This is a genomic window from Porticoccus sp. W117 (assembly GCF_030341905.1).
Lineage (GTDB): Bacteria > Pseudomonadota > Gammaproteobacteria > Pseudomonadales > Porticoccaceae > SCSIO-12696.
On the sequence record NZ_JATAAF010000004.1, the window covers coordinates 116,845 to 133,440 of the forward strand.

14 protein-coding genes are annotated in these 16,596 nt (G+C 53.3%); 5 read left to right on the plus strand and 9 right to left on the minus strand.

The features are described from left to right. Nucleotides 1-34 precede the first annotated feature (34 nt). Genes QSV34_RS04840 through QSV34_RS04850 form a run of 3 tightly spaced genes read left to right on the plus strand, consistent with a single transcriptional unit; the run spans nucleotide 35 to nucleotide 2,177 of the window. The gene (locus tag QSV34_RS04840) at nucleotides 35-1,066 is read left to right on the plus strand and encodes an aminoglycoside phosphotransferase family protein (protein WP_289152461.1); all 1,032 of its coding nucleotides are present in this window, start codon (nucleotides 35-37) and stop codon (nucleotides 1,064-1,066) included. A 5-nt stretch (nucleotides 1,067-1,071) separates the two neighbouring features. Continuing rightward, entirely contained in the window at nucleotides 1,072-1,794 is a 723-nt protein-coding gene (murU, locus tag QSV34_RS04845; RefSeq protein WP_289152463.1) for an N-acetylmuramate alpha-1-phosphate uridylyltransferase MurU, read from the plus strand. A gap of 5 nt (nucleotides 1,795-1,799) precedes the next feature. Continuing rightward, nucleotides 1,800-2,177, plus strand: a complete 378-nt coding sequence (locus QSV34_RS04850) for a VanZ family protein (protein ID WP_289152465.1) — start codon at nucleotides 1,800-1,802, stop codon at nucleotides 2,175-2,177. On the opposite strand, the gene QSV34_RS04855 is transcribed toward QSV34_RS04850, so the two are convergent. The 4 genes from QSV34_RS04855 to leuS all read right to left on the minus strand — a co-directional run bounded on the left by QSV34_RS04855 (nucleotide 2,143) and on the right by leuS (nucleotide 7,259). Further along, nucleotides 2,143-2,856 (minus strand): DUF1223 domain-containing protein, encoded by a 714-nt coding sequence (locus tag QSV34_RS04855; protein ID WP_289152467.1) that lies wholly within the window; start codon nucleotides 2,854-2,856, stop codon nucleotides 2,143-2,145. The genes QSV34_RS04850 and QSV34_RS04855 overlap by 35 nt on opposite strands. 163 nt (nucleotides 2,857-3,019) lie before the next feature. Beyond that, nucleotides 3,020-4,063, minus strand: a complete 1,044-nt coding sequence (holA, locus tag QSV34_RS04860; protein ID WP_289152469.1) for a DNA polymerase III subunit delta — start codon at nucleotides 4,061-4,063, stop codon at nucleotides 3,020-3,022. A gap of 1 nt (nucleotide 4,064) precedes the next feature. Then, nucleotides 4,065-4,562: an LPS-assembly lipoprotein LptE gene (locus tag QSV34_RS04865; RefSeq protein ID WP_289152471.1), complete on the minus strand. Its 498-nt coding sequence runs from the start codon at nucleotides 4,560-4,562 to the stop codon at nucleotides 4,065-4,067. 102 nt (nucleotides 4,563-4,664) lie between these two features. Next, a complete protein-coding gene (leuS, locus tag QSV34_RS04870; protein WP_289152472.1) occupies nucleotides 4,665-7,259 on the minus strand; it encodes a leucine--tRNA ligase in 2,595 nt (864 codons plus the stop codon). 338 nt (nucleotides 7,260-7,597) lie between these two features. Here leuS and QSV34_RS04875 point away from each other — a divergent pair, with 338 nt between their 5' ends. After that, nucleotides 7,598-8,776, plus strand: coding sequence for an amidohydrolase family protein (locus QSV34_RS04875; RefSeq protein WP_289152473.1), 1,179 nt, complete (start codon nucleotides 7,598-7,600; stop codon nucleotides 8,774-8,776). A 112-nt stretch (nucleotides 8,777-8,888) separates the two neighbouring features. Here the strand turns inward: QSV34_RS04875 and QSV34_RS04880 are convergent, their stop codons facing one another. The 5 genes from QSV34_RS04880 to cysZ form a co-directional block, all read right to left on the minus strand. Then, nucleotides 8,889-12,251, minus strand: coding sequence for a TonB-dependent receptor (locus tag QSV34_RS04880; protein WP_289152474.1), 3,363 nt, complete (start codon nucleotides 12,249-12,251; stop codon nucleotides 8,889-8,891). 137 nt (nucleotides 12,252-12,388) lie between these two features. Then, complete coding sequence (locus QSV34_RS04885) at nucleotides 12,389-13,414, minus strand: FecR family protein (RefSeq protein WP_289152476.1); 1,026 nt, start codon at nucleotides 13,412-13,414, stop codon at nucleotides 12,389-12,391. 2 nt (nucleotides 13,415-13,416) lie between these two features. Then, complete coding sequence (locus tag QSV34_RS04890) at nucleotides 13,417-14,043, minus strand: RNA polymerase sigma factor (RefSeq protein WP_289152478.1); 627 nt, start codon at nucleotides 14,041-14,043, stop codon at nucleotides 13,417-13,419. 279 nt (nucleotides 14,044-14,322) lie between these two features. Then, nucleotides 14,323-14,538: a DUF6559 family protein gene (locus tag QSV34_RS04895; RefSeq protein WP_289152480.1), complete on the minus strand. Its 216-nt coding sequence runs from the start codon at nucleotides 14,536-14,538 to the stop codon at nucleotides 14,323-14,325. Between the two features lie 79 nt (nucleotides 14,539-14,617). After that, nucleotides 14,618-15,403 (minus strand): sulfate transporter CysZ, encoded by a 786-nt coding sequence (gene cysZ / locus QSV34_RS04900; protein WP_289152482.1) that lies wholly within the window; start codon nucleotides 15,401-15,403, stop codon nucleotides 14,618-14,620. 103 nt (nucleotides 15,404-15,506) lie between these two features. Between cysZ and QSV34_RS04905 the strand changes: the two genes are divergently transcribed. Then, nucleotides 15,507-16,253, plus strand: coding sequence for a DUF748 domain-containing protein (locus QSV34_RS04905; protein ID WP_289152483.1), 747 nt, complete (start codon nucleotides 15,507-15,509; stop codon nucleotides 16,251-16,253). The last annotated feature ends 343 nt before the right edge of the window (nucleotides 16,254-16,596 follow it).

Here is a 16,596-nt window from a genome sequence, read left to right on the forward strand (position 1 = left end):
AGAATCTGTTTCCTTTTGAATACCTGAAGTTTCAATGTCCGAACAACCCGATACAAAAGCCCTGCAAAGCTGGCTGCTCGATTACCTTCCCGCATCAGTTCTGCTGGAAGGGGAGTTGACCTTGTCGCCCCTCAATGGGGATGCCGGGTTCCGGCGCTATTTTCGGCTCAATACTCAGCCGTCGTTGATGGCAGTGTGGGCACCACCGCAATGGGAGGACAGCCCGGCGTTTGTCAGCAAGGCGTTGGCGTTTCAGGATGGCGGCATTCATACGCCGCAGGTATATGCTGTGGATTACCACAACGGTTATTTGCTGATAGAAGATTTTGGCGACCAGCTTTACGCACAGGATTTGACCGAATCCCGTTACGCCGCCGCGCTGCAAACTTTGCAGCAGATACAAACGATGACACCCCAAGCGAAGGTATTCCCCAAATACGACAAGCGTTTACTGGCGGATGAGTTGGGGTTGTTCCCCCAGTGGTTTTTGGGGGAATTGCTGCATCTTGAATTGCGCCCGGATGAGCGGGAGTTGATTCAGCAGGTGGAACAATTGTTGATTGCCAGCGCTCTTGAACAGCCTCAGGTGGTGGTGCACCGGGATTATCACTGCCGCAACCTGATGATCCTCAATTCTAGTCAGGTTGGCGTCATTGATTTTCAGGATGCGGTGATCGGAGCGGTGACCTACGATCTGGTTTCTATTCTCAAGGACTGTTATCAATTGCAGCAGAAGGAGTGGATAGAACAGCAGGCGTTGGCCTATGCCAGACAGCTTCGCAATCAGGGGCAGTTGCAAGGTGTCAGCGACGAGCAGTTTTTGCGCTGGTTTGATTGGATGGGCCTGCAGCGCCATATTAAAGTGCTGGGCATTTTTTCCCGCCTGTCGTTGCGAGATGGCAAGCACGGTTACCTCAATGATCTGCCATTGGTGATTCGTTACACCCTGGACGTTGCCGCGCGTTATCCGGAGTTGGCGGGGTTCAACCAGTGGTTCCATGAACGGGTGTTACCAGCACTGCCTCAGCATCCTTGGTACAAGGATTGGCAAACAGCTGGGGAATAGCGCTTATGAAGGCAATGATTTTGGCGGCAGGCTATGGCAAACGCATGCGGCCGCTCACGGAAACCACCCCTAAACCCCTGTTGTTGGCGGGTGGCAAGCCGTTGATTGAATATCATATCGAGAGCTTGGCGGCAGCGGGCATTACGGATCTGGTGATCAATACCGCCTGGCTGGGGCAGCAGATTCAGGATTATGTGGGTGATGGCAGCCGCTACGGGGTGCAGGTACAGTGGTCGCCAGAGGCGGAACCGCTGGAAACCGGGGGCGGTATCTACGCGGCATTGTCCTTTCTTTTGGATGATCAACAGGGTGAGCAGCCATTCCTGGTAGTGAATGGCGATATCTGGACAGATTTCCCGTTTCGACAATTGGCAGAACGGGGCTTGGCAGACGATGAGCAGGCTCATCTGGTACTGGTGCCTAACCCACCCCAACATCCGCAGGGGGATTTTGTGATGGATAGTCGCCAGCGGATTACCTACCCACAATCGCTTGGTCAAAGCACATCTACTTTCAGTGGTATTAGCCTGCAGCGGCCACAGAATTTTTCCAATCACAAACCACAACAGGCTGCTTTTCCCCTGTGGGATGTGTTGCGCCCGGCCATGACTGTCGGGGCGGTAAGTGGCCAGCAGTACAACGGCCGCTGGTTTGATATTGGTACCGTGGAGCGTTTACAGGTGCTGGACTCTCAACTCAGCAAAAAGCAGTTCAACAGGGACGCATAAACCCAGTGAAACGCCTGTTCGCTCCCGGAAGTCTCTTTTGTCGCCTGGTGTTTATAGGCTCACTGTTGCTGATTACCGTGCTGTCGCTAATGCCTATGCCCGATGGGCAAACGCTGTTCCCCCATCAGGATAAGGTAAGCCATGGGGTTACCTATGTTTACCTGTTTGTTGTCGGTTGGTGGGCGTGGTTTTTGGCTCGCTTTCAGTGGCATCTCGCCTTGCTGTTATTGGCGGATGGGATTGCGATTGAGCTGTTGCAGGGAGTGGGTGGTTACCGATCCATGGAGTGGTTGGATTTGTTGGCCAATATTGCCGGTATTGGCATTGGCTGGCTTTTGGTAATAACGATTAAGGCGCGTATCCCCCACCCAAAGCCTGAATAGGTTGCTGAGATTTGCCATCGGTTACCCAGGCGGCAATCCCGTAGCGTTCGCTTTCGTGCATCAGCATCGGCAGCCTGCCATGCCATTTTCCCGCGGACATCGGATAGCTGCCAAAACCAATCACCACAAAGTCGTGTTTCAGAGTTTTGTTGCGATTTTCCCCTTTGGTCACCTGGCTGGTTAGCTCCATTCCCAAGATGGCAATGTGCAATTGCTGGGCTTTTTCACCATTAAAACTGGCTTCAAACTGCTTGCCATCAATTGTCAGCTGCAAATTACCTACGTCCCTTTTCAGTGCTTTGGGCAGTGTGCGCTCATGTTGAAAAAAGCCGCGCCATTCGCGGCCGTTGAGTAGAAAGCCCGGTGTGTAAACATTACCAACGGCTCCGGTGCTGGCGTAAGTGCGCTGGCGTTTGTCGTACTTTTCACTGGCGTAAGGGTCTTGCCAGCCAATCCAGTCCCAATAGGCCACGTGGAAAGCCACTGGTACAAATTGCTTCCACAGACCAGGGTGTTGCTGCTGGCGGGACAGCCAGTGGTCCGCCGGTGGGCAGCTGCTGCAACCTTCCGAGGTATACAGTTCCAGCAGTTGTACCTGGTGTTGACCGCTTTGGTAGCTGTCGGCGTGGCTGAGTGTGGTGGCAAGCACCAGGCAGGCAAGGATGGATTTCAAGTGCATTCAGTGTCTCCGGGTAGTGACACCTTAGTACCTGTAAAGCGGTGGGGGTTCCCGACATTACGTCATTCTGAACCGCGCCCGCTGTCATTCTGAGCGTAGCGAAGAATCTCTTTGTAGCATTGAAGTGCGAGATCCTTCGCTGCGCTCAGGATGACAAAGGTGGTTATGGAGTAACCGCTAGTTTGATAGTGGCACCTGTCAAGGCGGGGGTGCCAGAAAGGTTAAGCACCAGCTCGGTAAGGTTTTGCCAGGGGTCATCGCGGCCTAGCCCTTTGATGGCTTGGTCGGTATTGCGGCACAGGCGCAGCATGGCACGCAGTTGTGGCCCCTGCAGGCGGCGCAGGGCTTGTTTGTAGAGCGGTTGGCGTTTGTCCCAGACTCCGGCGTTTTTCAGGGCGCGCTCCAGGGGCTCGCCATTGCGGTGGGCGTCGCTGGCTTTCAGCAGAATGCGGATTTCCCGGCTTAGAGCCCAGAGAATCACCGGTGGCTCAGAGCCTTCCTCACGCAAACCACGCAGGGTGCGGGCAGTGCTTTGGGCGTCCCCCAGCAGGATTTTGTCCACCAGGGTAAACACGTTGTAGCGGGCGCTGTCCGCCACCACAGTGGACATGGTGGTGGCGTCCACTTCGGCATCGCTGACCAGCAGTTTGAGCTTTTCAATTTCCTGCACCGCCGCCAGCAGGTTGCCTTCTACCCGGTCGGCGAGAATTTCAATGGCCTGGTTGTTGGCTTTGATACCCGCCTGCTGCAGTCGTTGACCAATCCAGCGGGGCAGTTGGTTAGCGGGCACTGGCCAGGTTTGTACGGCAACGCCGGTGCTTTCCAGCGCTTTGAACCATTTGCCTCGTTGGGTAGCAGCGTCCAGTTTAGGGGCGATCACCAGCAACAAATTATCGGGGCTGGCGTTTTGGCAGTATTCCTGAATGGCTTTGCTGCCCTTGTCGCCGGGCTTACCGGTGGGGATGCGCAGCTCAAGAATTTTTTTGTCGGCAAATAATGACAGGCTGTTGGCTTCGGTGAGCAGCTGGTTCCAGTCGAAACCCGCCTCGCCGTGGAACAATTCGCGCTCGTTAAAACCCTGGGCGCGGGCGGCGGTGCGAATGGCGTCGCAGGCTTCTTGCACCAACAGCGGTTCTTCGCCATAAACCAGATACACCGGCGCCAGCTGTTGCAGGTGGCGAGAGAGCTGTTCTGGTTTGATTTTCATATTACGGGTTTTTCGACAGCGCTTGCAGGCGTCGGGTGAGTTGGCGCACCAGGTCGGACAGCAGTTCCTGTTGCACCAGCTCCAGCTCGTCTGCTTTGCCGATAATCTGGTTTTCGTCAAAATCCAGTGAGCGCTCGGCGCGCAATACGGTGTTGTCGAGCAGGGTGTCGCCATTGCGATCCAGTACGGCGACGGTAATTTCTTCCACCACTGTTTGCTCTGCTGCCCGTGCGCTGCTGGTAATACTGGCGGTGCGACTGTCGCTGTTCTCGCGGATCACCACAACCTGGTATTGGGCATCTTCCGCCTGCTCCGGAATACGAATGCCCTGGCTGGCCAGGTCATTTTTTAGTAGCTTGGCAAAGCCGCTGTGAGGCATGGCGGAACGCACATAAATGCTTTCCAGCTCACTGGCGTCCAAGCCGCCGCGCAGGTGCCAGCCGCATGCGGTGGTAGTTAGCAAGATGAGTGTTATTGCGTAATTGAGCAGTTTCTTCATTGTTTTTGTGAGATGGGAGATGGGAGATGGGAGACGTGTGACTCCGATTGTAAGTGCGGAGTAACTGTCTCTCATCTCTCATCTCCCGTCTCTCATCTCCCGTTACTTAACCCCAAACGTCACCAGTTTACCCGGAATCACTTTGCACATCTTGATCTCTTTGCCTTCCAGGAATTTCTGCACGTTGGCGTCGGCTTTGGCCAGATCGATAATGCTATCTTGATCGGCGTCGGCGGCCACACACAGTTTGGCGCGTACTTTGCCGTTTACCTGCACCACCATTTCGATGCTGCTGCGTACCAGGGCAGCTTCGTCGTGGCTGGGCCAGGGGGCGTCGATCACGGCGCCGTCATTGCCCAAGGCGTTCCACAGCATATGGCTGATATGCGGGGCTACCGGGGCCAGCAGCAGCACTGAGGCTTCCAGGGCTTCCCGCTCTACCGCCAGGCCTTGTTCGGAATCGTCGCTGAACCTGCCTACTTCATTCATCAATTCCATCACCGCGGCGATGGCGGTATTAAAGGTTTGGCGACGGCCGTAGTCGTCGCTGACTTTGGCGATGGTTTCGTGGGTTTTGCGGCGCAGGTCTTTTTGCGCGTCGGTGAGTGCGTCAACGTTAAGCGCTGCAGCTTCACCCTTCGTCAGGTGTTCCTGGGCATTTTTCCACAAACGGCGCAAAAAGCGGCTGGCGCCTTCCACACCGGAGTCGTGCCACTCCAAGGTTTGCTCTGGGGGTGCGGCGAACATGGTAAACAGGCGCACGGTGTCGGCGCCGTATTGATCCACGGCAGTCTGCGGGTCGATGCCATTGTTCTTTGACTTGGACATCTTGATGGTGCCGCCCACTCGCAGCTCATCACCGGTAGCGGTTTCTATCGCTTTGATGGTGGCGCCTTTGTCGTCTTTCTCCAGCGTTACGTCTACCGGGTTTACCCAGGTTTTGCTGCCGTCGCTGTTCTCTTTGTAAAACGATTCCGCCAGCACCATGCCCTGGCACAGCAGGCGTTTAAAGGGTTCGTCACTGTTCACCAAACCTTCGTCGCGCATCAGCTTGTGGAAGAAGCGGGCGTACAGCAGGTGCAAAATGGCGTGCTCGATACCGCCCACGTACTGGTCCACTGGCAGCCAGTAATTGGCAGCGTCCGGGTTCAGCATCGCCTCTTCGTAATTGGGGCAGGTGTAGCGGGCGTAGTACCAGCTGGACTCCATAAAGGTGTCGAAGGTGTCGGTTTCGTGTTCCACCGGCTGGCCGTTAAGTTCCGCCTTACGCCACTCTGCATCCTGTTTTATAGGGGAATGAACGCCATCCATTTCCACATCTTCCGGCAGCAGTACCGGCAGCTTTTCCAGCGGTACAGGAATCTCTCCACCGTCAGGCAGATTGAACATAGGGATCGGTGAGCCCCAGTAACGCTGGCGTGATACGCCCCAGTCGCGCAGACGGTAGTTGGTGGTGACCTTGCCTTTGCCCAGTTCTACCAGTTTGGCGGAGATGGCATCGAAAGCGGCGTCGAATTCCAGTCCGTTAAAGTCGCCCGAGTTCACAAGCACACCTTTTTCGGTAAAGGCTTCTTTACTGAGGTCAACCTGCTCGTCGCCAGCTGGGGCAATCACTTGCTCAATGGGCAAGTCCATTTTGGTAGCAAATTCCCAGTCCCGCTGGTCGTGGGCGGGTACCGCCATCACCGCGCCGGTGCCGTAATCCATTAGCACGTAGTTGGCCACCAGCACCGGTACTTCGCAGCCTGTGATGGGGTGAATGGCTTTCAAGCCCAAATCCATGCCTTTCTTTTCCATGGCGGCCATATCGGCTTCGGCCACGGATTGGGATTTGCACTCTTTAATAAAGGCGGCCAACTCGGCGTTGTCTTCAGCCAGCGCCAAACTGATTGGATGCTCGGCGGCGATGGACACATAAGTCACACCCATCAGCGTATCCGGGCGAGTGGTGTACACATCAAAAGAGGCGATGCCTGCCACTTCGGTGTTCAGGGCAAAAGTCATTTCCACACCGCGACTTTTGCCGATCCAGTTGCGTTGCATGGTTTTGACCTGCTCTGGCCAGCTTTCCAGCTTGTCCAAGTCGTTGAGCAGCTGTTCCGCATAGTCGGTGATCTTGATAAACCACTGAGGAATTTCCTTGCGTTCTACCAGTGCACCGGAGCGCCAACCGCGGCCGTCGATGACCTGCTCGTTGGCCAGTACTGTCTGGTCCACCGGGTCCCAGTTCACCGTGGCCATCTTCTTGTACACCAAACCTTTTTCGTACAGGCGGGTAAAGAACCACTGTTCCCACTTGTAGTAATCCGGCGCACAGGTAGCCAGTTCGCGGGTCCAGTCAAAGCCAAAACCCAGCGCCTGCAACTGCCCCTTCATATGGCCGATGTTGCTGTACGTCCACTTGGCGGGAGCGGTGTTGTTGGCGATGGCGGCGTTTTCCGCTGGTAAGCCGAAGGCGTCCCAGCCCATGGGATGCAACACATTCTTGCCTTGCATGCGCTGGTAGCGGGAAATCACATCGGTGATGGTGTAGTTGCGCACGTGGCCCATATGCAGGCGGCCACTGGGGTAGGGGAACATGGCAAGACAATAAAATTTCTCGCGATCCGGGTCTTCGGTAACTTCAAAGCTCTTGTTGTCGGCCCAATATTGTTGGACGGCCTGTTCAATGGATTCGGGGGTGTATTGCTCTTGCATCGCTCGTGTTCTGTGTTCTGCCCGACGGGCCGGTTAAAAAGTAAGCCGGCAATTATACGGGCAATGGTGGGGGATACATAGGGCTGTTGCAGTGGTGTTATGTACTGGTGGGTTTGCCTGTTCCAGGTGTTATGTAGTGAACACTCTGAAATACAAACCCGCCCTTACAAATGGTCACTACTATGCGAATAGAACACTTTTCCCGAGCAGCGAAATCTTTGTTGTTTATCTGCCTACCTCTGTTTTCCTGCTTCGCTATTGCCCATCAACATACTCAGGAAACCTCTAACTCCACTTTAGAGCCAGTCCGGGTACTTTACGGCGGATACATTATCGATATGACTGCCGACAAACTGCCAGAGCCCAAAAATCTGGTGATCGAGGGTGGAAAGATTCGGCGGATTCTTTCGCCGGAATCAGATATTCCCGAAGGTGCTGAGGTTATCGATATCAGCGGCCAGTATGTTATTCCCGGGCTGATTGACAGCCATGTGCATTTGGACAGCTTCAAAAATAAACCACGGACTGTTCGCACCCAGCAAACAGAAGATTTTTTGCGCCTGAACCTTTATGGGGGTGTAACCAGCGTGCGGGATATGGGGGGTGATTTGCGCCTGGTTATGGAGCTCAAACGAGCGGCAGCGCTGCATGAAATTCCCTCTCCGGATATTTACTATTCATCACTGGTAGCCGGGCCTCAATATTTTGCTGAAACCCCGGATCGGGTAGAGGGAATGTTTCGCGCCTGGCCTCAGGAAAATTCTCCGTGGCAAACAAAAATTGAAGCGGATACGGACTTGGTGCAGGCCATTGCGGAGATAAAGGGGATTGGCTCCAGCGGCATTAAAATGTATGCCGGCCTCGATCGTGAAACAGCGGCCAGGTTGAGTGCAGAGGCCAAACGGCAAGGGTTGCGGGTGTGGGGCCACGCTGCATTGATGCCTGCCAAGCCAAGCGAACTGGTGGATGCCGGACTGGAGGTTTTTTCGCACATCAACCTGCTGGTATGGGAAGCGGCTGATGACTTGAGCGCCAGCTTTCTGGAAAACAATAAAAACTATTCGCTGGAATTTAGAAAGTCAGTTCCTGATATAAGCGCACTGTTGAAAAAAATGGCTCAAGCGGGGGCTATTATCGATGCTACCGCTGTTATTGCTGAAAATATCAATAATGAAAAACAGGTAATAGCTTTTCTAAAAATGGCCAAAGCGCACAACGTTAAAGTCTGTTCTGGTACTGATATGCATGGCCTTCTCAATAAAGATTGGCCAGGACTTTTTGATGAAATTTATTTTTTCGTTGAAAAGGCAGGCTACAGCCCTTGGCAAGCCTTGCAGGCGGCCACCCTAAATGGCGCTGCAGCGACGGGGGTCGACCACGACCGGGGAACGATCGAAGAAGGCATGCGCGCGGATTTGGTGGTGCTCGCTAACAATCCTTTGGAATCCATTCGCAATCTGGAATCAGTTTTATTGACTCTGAAAAGCGGCGTTGTTTATAAACGCGATGATTTATAAATCAGCGGATCGTTTCGCTGCCATCCTTTGTCAAATACTTTGTTACTACCACAGGCAAAAATTACCGGCCGATCTGTCACCAGATCGGCCGGTATTCGAGGGGGTGGTTTAATTAAATATCAAACGTCTTCTTGGCTTCCAGATAGATAACCCGTCCACGTACATCCACCCTTGAGCTGTCGAAGGGGCGGCCTACATTGGTCAACCTGGGGAAGTGCTGGTTGAGCAGGTTGCGTGCGCCAAAGAGGAAGCGCCAACCATCGTTTTCCATACTGTAGTGCCCAGTCAGGTCAATGGTGGAGTAGTGTTCCACTTTGGGAAATTCCTGATTGCCAGAGCCCTGCAATAAGTTGAAGAACGAGTTATTGCGGGTATTCAGGTAACTGCTGCTGTAGTTAACCAGCAAGGAACCACCGTAGTTTTGGCGAGTAAACCCGAACCGCAAGGTACCCACCCACTGGTCAACGCCATTAATGACTCCGACTTCTTCGATTTCCGGTGATACCGGCAGTGGCTTTTTCACCAGAGTTTTTGCATAAGTGCCGTAAAGCTCTGTATTCCAGGTTGCCCAATCGGTATCAAATTGATAGCTGATATTAAAGTCCACAGTTTCAGTGGTAAGGCCACCAGTATTTACCGGCGTTCTCTGGATAGACAGGATTGAATTCTCCGCCGAGCTGATGCGTTCGAAAGTGCCGTTTATGCCGAACGGATTGTTGGCAGTGTCAGGCACGAATCGGTATATGCCAAACCCTGGTCGGTTACCCCGCACGTAAACGTCGCCGTTTCGCAGAGTGCTGGCAGCGGGCATAAAGTCATTGCCAATGGTGTCGATTTGGTTTTCCAACTCCGATTTGGTGTAGGTGGCAGATACTGCAAACCCTTCCAGGAATGAAGGCGTCCAGTCAAACCCCAAGGTGATCAGGTCGCCGGTTTCTGGCTCCAGGTTGGCGTTGCCGCCAATCACAGAATCAGGGCGGACGCTGTTTGGCAGCGGTGTTAACAGTTGAAATGTTGTCGGGTCGAATTCCCGGCGAAAGCTGTCAGCGGTGGATTCGTAATAGACACTTTCAAATGCATCGGTTTCCACCAGTTCACCGCTGTTGGGGTCGGTAATCAACTGATCCAGAACCTGGGCGTTTCTCTCGACATTATTGCCTCTCAACAGTTCGGAATAATCCGGTGCGCGAAAAACATCGGACCAGGTGCCGCGAATTTTCAGGCTTTCTATCGGGTACCAGACAATGCCCGCCTTGGGGGATGTGTTGGAAAAGGTGGCACTGTCTGGCAACAAGGGGTCGTTGTTGGTTGGGTTAAGACGATTGGCGTCTACGGTGTATTCATCCCAACGTGCGGACAGTTGCAGCTCCAGGGAGTGAACCCCTGGGATTTCCTGATCGTGACTGATTAATGGAATGGATAAATCCGTAAACACCGATTTAATCGTGCGCTCTGGCTCGTTGGTATCGCCGGCAGTATCGGCGACAAATGGCGAGCTGATGGTGCGCTGAGTGTTGTTGGTGTAGTCCACTTTGTCCTGGCGATATTCCAGTCCTACGGCCGCGCGCACGGTGCCGGCAGCAAGGTCGAACAATTCACCATCGGAAATGGCTTTGAATGACTGGGTGGTGGATACCGGTGAGCCATTATCTGTTAGCCGAATAAAATCCCTCAGGCGTTCGCTTTGGGCGCTGCCGTTGCCAAAGGGGTTGAACACCTGATCCACAGGTAGTGCCTGTTGCTCTGCTGCGGTACATGCTATCGAGCCGTCGGCAGCCACGGGTACAAATCGTGCGCGAAACAGTTGGAATGATCCACAGGCCGGGGGAAATTGATTGAGCAGCGGGTTTTCCATCATGCGCACACCGCCGACAAACTCGGCAAATTCCAGTTGATCTTCCAATGAATCGGAAGCCGCCCCAAAACTGGTGATGGCGGATTCACTGGAAGACTCGCTCCAGCTGCCCTCTGTGCGCAGCCGCCAGCCTTCTGGCAGTTCAAATTCCAAACCGGTAGTCAGGGATTTTTGCGTCTGTGAAGTTTCGTTTTGAGCGCGAGGTGCCAAACCGCTGCTGGTTTCGTTGATTAACTGATAGCCAACTGCTTGCAGGCGATCCAGCCCATTGAATGGGTGACCAGCCATGGTCGTAACATTGGTGGTTAAAAATTGCCGACTGCTGTCGGTGTCATTGATCGCGTACTGCAAGTCCGCAAATGCGCTGATGCCGTCGCTGATGTCTTGATTGATGGTCAGGCTGAGGCTTTTATTTTTTGATTCCGGGGTCAGGAACTCCGGCACACCACTGTCCAGGCTGATATTGCTGTTGGCCAGATCGGCGATTGTCCAGTCCTCGGTGCCATCGAAGCTGTCAGGCAGTGATACCGGGGGCAACCCCGGTATTGAAATAATGCCGGGGGAACCGTTACCGGCAAACCGAAAGTCGGTGCCGCCGATGGAGGTTTGATCGATGGTGGTCCAGCCCGCGTCCTGTGATCTGGTGCGGGTGTTTTGTGTATAACCAATAGACGCTGTCAGATCACCGCTGCCCCAGGACGTGCCGAAGTTCTGGGTCAAAGAATAGCTGTGGCCACCATTGTCGGAATTTTCATAACGGGCAGAGGTTTCACTGCCTGTCCAGCCTTTTTTCAAAATAAAGTTGATTACACCGCCCACCGCATCAGCGCCGTAAATTGAGGAGGCGCCGTCCAACAGAACTTCCACACGCTCAATGGCGCCGAAGGGAATGTTGGACAGGTTGACAAAATTGCCTTCAAAAATTGGTGAGCCTGCCGTGCGGCGGCCGTTCACCAACACCAGGGTATTTTGCACGCCAATGCCGCGCAGGTTGGCAGCCGCGTTGCCCTGCAAGTCTGAAAATCCGCCTTCCCGACCTGATGAAAGCAGCGTGTCGGTTAAACTGCTGGACTGATTCAGGCTCGCTTTGTTCTGGGGCAGAGAGCGAATAATGTCTTCGGCGCTGTTGACGCCCAGGCGTTCAAAATCGGTGCTGTTCAAAGTGATCATCGGCGATGCGGGGTTAACATCGCGCAACAGGGTGCCGGTGATAACTACCTCTTCATCGACTTCTTTTTTTTTGTGATCCACTGGCGCTGTTTCTGGTTCGGCAACTTCTTCTTCCTCTCGCACCACATAAGAACCGCTGGAAGTGAGTTGGAATTTCAGGCCGGTGTTCTTCAATAATTGGTTGAGGGCTGCTTCGGTGCTGTAAGTGCCTTTCAGGGCGTTGGCGTTAATATCTTTGGCTTCGTCGAAGGAAAACATGATCTGGATGTTGGCCTGTTCGGCGAAGGTGTTCAGGGCGCTGGTGGCAGATTGTTGTTGTATGTCGAAGGCAACGGTCTGACTCTCGGCCAGTGCCAGTGACGCCGATAGGGCCAAAGCGCTGCACAGCCCCCTGGCGAGGCCTGTGGTTTGGAGATGGCGTTGTTGCGCCTTGCTGTTCGTGTTTTTCACGTATTTACCCTCTTGAATGATTTTAGTCTTAACTGGTGATCTGTGCACCGGTTGAGACTAATAACCCGCAGGTGGTGAAAAACCGCTAGTCGTTGCTTGCGAAAAGTGTTTTTTGAGGAAAATGTTCTTTGAGAAAGTTATTTCTTGCTCAGGTAAATCAACTTGGGGCTATGGCGCTGTACTTTGATATCGAAGCCTTCATCCAGCACCGACAAGAAGCTCTCTATATCATCGGTTTTAAAAACACCGCCAATGCGCAAGGTGCGCAGATCCGGGTCTGACACAACCACGCGAATATCGCTGTAGCGGCTGAATTCAGAAATCGCATCATCCAGTGTTTCACCCTGAAACCTCAGTAAGCCCTGGCGCCAGGACAGCAGATTTTGCAGTGTTTCTGCTGACGCGGTGTCTATGGAATGGATGCTTTGATCGTACACCACAATCTGTCCGGCTTCGGCGTAGGCCAGTGGTTTTTCGCTGGAACGGTCAGGCTTGCCAGAAGGAGATAATGGAGTGACTTTCACTCTGCCCTCGGTAACCGCAACTTCCACATTGCTTCTGTCCAGCTGAATCACAAAGGCGGTGCCTACGGCTTGCACTTCACCGCTGCCCGCCCGCACCACAAACGGGCGGCTCTTTTGGTGGGCGACATCGAAGAACACCTCGCCTCGCACCAAGCGCAGTTGGCGGATGTTGTCGTTGTACGACACCTCCACAACGCTGTTGGTGTTTAGGGATAACTTGGAACCGTCGCTTAATTCCACATCGGTCTGTTCGCCAATGGCGGTGGCGTACATCTCGGGGGCGGCTTGGCTTTGCCACAAAGGGTACGCCAAAATGACCGCTGTGATCAGCAAGGTGGCTGCCGCGGCCATGCTGAACCAAGCCCGCTTGCTGGTGCGAGGTGAAGTTTGTTCCACTGACGGCTGAACACTTTCATCCGGTTCCAGTAGTGGCTGAAATAAAGCCAGAATATCCATTTCACTCCACACACCGCTAAGCTCCTTGAACACCGAGCGGTGGCGACGGTCTTCCTGCAGCCACTGTTCAAACTCCCGGTGCAGGCTGTGGTTTGTGTCTTCTCCGTCCAGGCGCGCCAACCAGAGACTGGCCTGTTCGCGAATGCGGTTTTGTTCTGACATGTCGAATACATTGTCAGTCATAACTATTTCTTCCTGAATGTGTGCAAGTGAGCCGATGGCTCATTTTTACTGTTGATCTTGTTCCGCTCTGCCAGAAAATCTCGGCTAGCCAGCACCCCTTTGGCAATGTGCTTTTCGATGGTGCTGACGGCGATGCCCAGCTCGCTGGCAATCTCTTTGTGGCTGAGGCCATACACCTTACGCAGCACAAAAACCCGCTTGCATTGAGGCGGCAGTGCATCCACTGCTTCACACAGCAGGGCAAACTCCTCGCTGGCCATTACCCGTTGTTCCAGAGTGGGCTCATTGTTAGTGACACCCAGGTTGTCAAAGTCCTCCACTAAATCCGTGGCTCGGGTGACCTTGTTGCGAATGTCGTTAAGCGCCAGATTGTGGGCAGTGCGAAACAGGAAGGCGCCGGGGCTGTCGATAAGCTTGCCTTTGGCGGCGCGAAAGCTCTTGAAAAACGTGTCCTGGAGGATGTCGTCCACATCGTCCTGATTTTTGAGGAATTTGCCCAGATAGGTCTTAAGGGCGGACTGGTAGCGCAGAAATGCCTCGCTCAGTCGCTGTTGCGACGAACTGGTAGCGCTGCGTGCACGCTGCTTTTTCGGCGGTAGCAGAGGCATGTCCGGTCGTTGATCTGGCAAAGGGCTAGTACCTGCAAGTGTAGCTGTTTTGGAACTGCTCCAAACAGATAACACGCCAGATTGGAAAACCCGCTACTACTAGGGCAAAAAAAAACGGTCATCACTAAGATGGCCGTTTTGGGATGGATTTCGGGTTGCGAGCAGTGTGAAGTTGTTGGTGCAGCTAATCGCTCCCTCCACCATATGAGCCTTCGCTGCTGATAGAGGAACCACAGTTACCGGCGCCGCAAGCACCATAGAAAATTTTGTCTACATAGCTTTCGTATTTGTTGATTTTGTCTAGATGAAAGCCACTTTTTTGTATTCTTGCGGATCACAGAACACAAAAATTGCAAAGTCGGCATATTTTTTGTTGAGTTTAAGAGCATCAATCGTTTTCTGGACTTGGTTGAGCGTATAATTTTCAGGGCTGCCGTAACGAGACTTTAATTCTGGAGACAATGCTTCCATGAATTTCTTGATTGCTCGATGTTTAAAGTAGCTTTGTATTCTCATACTTCCTCCTACGTTTCCCGCAACCCGCAACCCGCAACCGCCTTACTGCCCGCCGCACGAAGCCCGTTGCCCGCAGCTATTATTCCCGTTGCTCGCTGCCAAAATTATCAACCCACATCGCCGTCCCAGCCGCCACCGCCGCGGGCGCCACCACAATATTCAAAACCGGTATCGACGTTGCCGCCAGTGCTGAAGCGCCAAAACCCAAACAACGGTTGCGCTGTTGGCGGCATTCTTCCAGTAAAGCGGGAAAACTCTGTTCGTTATTGTCGGAGGTGTAATCCAGGTATTCCAGTGACAGTGACCAGGCACCCCACAAAAAGCTGATAATGGAGCCCACAAAACCCAGCGGGGTAAACAGCAGCACCAGTGCCGCCAGGCCAATGCCGATGGTGCGGGGCAAAGTGTAGGCGAGCATGGTAAAGGTGCGTTTGATGGCGCTAATGGCAATTTCTGTGGCGCGTTTGAAGGTCATGCCGCGTTCGTCCACGCGGCCGGTCAGTACTTCTTGCACCCGTTCCGCCAGCAGGCCGTAAAACGGGGTGCCAATCAGGTTACTGAACAGGGTAAAGGTGTAGGCGTACACAATCAGCAGCAGTACGACAAAAGCTGCCCACAACAACCAACTGAGAAAATCGAAAAACCACTGAATCCAGGCGGGCCAACCGTTGAGCCAGCCGTCCATCCAGGCCATGGCAGAATCAAAGCCGTTTACCGCCAGAGTGGTGAGCCACACAAACAACAGGATGTTAATCAGCACGGGCACAATGGCAAAAAGTCGAATGCGTTTGTGGCTCAGCAGTTTGAGCCCTTTCATCAGATAGCCGGGGCCGGAAAGGGTGGAGCCGATGGCGTTGGTAACCATAGTTTTACAGAGTCCGGTGTTAAATAGTGGTTTAAGAGTATAGAGTGAACAAGTTTTCAATTTAGAGTCGTGCGCGAACGCGAATTGTAATGGAGATTAAGTCATGAAGTGGATTTTTCGCATTTTGATCGTTTTGGTGCTGCTGGTTGTTGTTGCCGGTTTTGTGGTGGTCAGCAAGGTAGACACCCTGGTGACTGAAACAGTAGAAACGGTAGCACCGGAGTACACTCAATCTCAGGTGACTCTGGGTGGTGTGAACCTTTCATTGTTGTCCGGCGATATGGCGCTGGCGGATTTGAATGTGGGCAACCCGACGGGCTTTACCCAGCCTAATGCATTTACTCTGGGTGAAATCGCTGTGGATGTGGACCTCAACAGTGTGACCACCGATACCATTATTGTGAATAGCATTGAAGTAGTGGCACCGGCGGTGTTCTTTGAACAAACTGCAGCGGGCACCAACCTGCAGACTCTGCAGCGCAATATTGAAAAAGCGGTAGGGCCAACCAGCGACTCGTCCAGCGATTCCGAAAGTGCCAAGAAGCTGATTATTCGCGATTTCAAGGTAACCGATGGTCTGATTTCGGTTACCAGCCAACTGCTGGGTGAAGAATCTCTGGATGTGCAGCTGCCCAATATTCACCTCACCGGTATCGGCGAAAAAAGTAACGGTGCCACCGCCGCCGAGGTGACGGAAATACTGCTCGGCGAACTCACCAGCCGTGCCAAAACCGCTGTGCTGGAATCCGGCAAGCTGGGAGAGCTGAAAGCCCAGGCGAAAGAAAAGCTGGAGGACAAGAAGCAGGATTTGAAAGACAAGGCGGCGGAAAAGCTGAAAGACTTGTTTTAATCGCAGTTTGAACAGGGTGGATTAGCGTCAGCGCAACCCACCGGATTGGCGAGGTCTTTGGTGGATTACGCTGACGCTAATCCACCCTACGTTTCACTTCAATACTTCAATTTTTGTCTGGTATAGCCAAAAATATGGCTAGAATTACATGCATCTGTCTGTTTTTTACTCAATTAAACGGTTTACTCAGGGGTGCTCGGAGGAGAATAATGTGTCCCCTGATTTGAGCTGGCTGTGTGCGACAAACAGATAAAAGGACGCAGGCAAAAGGACGACGCGACACTCCAATAACGGTGATTAATCACCCGTAGCAGCCAAGCCGATTGTGCCAACCAGACAGGAC

Coding starts and splice junctions, on each gene's coding strand:
- QSV34_RS04840 (WP_289152461.1), top strand. CDS start 35: ATGTCCGAACAACCCGATACAAAAGCCCTGCAAAGCTGGCTGCTCGAT.
- murU (WP_289152463.1), top strand. CDS start 1,072: ATGAAGGCAATGATTTTGGCGGCAGGCTATGGCAAACGCATGCGGCCG.
- QSV34_RS04855 (WP_289152467.1), bottom strand. CDS start 2,856: ATGCACTTGAAATCCATCCTTGCCTGCCTGGTGCTTGCCACCACACTC.
- holA (WP_289152469.1), bottom strand. CDS start 4,063: ATGAAAATCAAACCAGAACAGCTCTCTCGCCACCTGCAACAGCTGGCG.
- QSV34_RS04865 (WP_289152471.1), bottom strand. CDS start 4,562: ATGAAGAAACTGCTCAATTACGCAATAACACTCATCTTGCTAACTACC.
- leuS (WP_289152472.1), bottom strand. CDS start 7,259: ATGCAAGAGCAATACACCCCCGAATCCATTGAACAGGCCGTCCAACAA.
- QSV34_RS04875 (WP_289152473.1), top strand. CDS start 7,598: ATGACTGCCGACAAACTGCCAGAGCCCAAAAATCTGGTGATCGAGGGT.
- QSV34_RS04885 (WP_289152476.1), bottom strand. CDS start 13,414: ATGACTGACAATGTATTCGACATGTCAGAACAAAACCGCATTCGCGAA.
- QSV34_RS04895 (WP_289152480.1), bottom strand. CDS start 14,538: ATGAGAATACAAAGCTACTTTAAACATCGAGCAATCAAGAAATTCATG.
- cysZ (WP_289152482.1), bottom strand. CDS start 15,403: ATGGTTACCAACGCCATCGGCTCCACCCTTTCCGGCCCCGGCTATCTG.
- QSV34_RS04905 (WP_289152483.1), top strand. CDS start 15,507: ATGAAGTGGATTTTTCGCATTTTGATCGTTTTGGTGCTGCTGGTTGTT.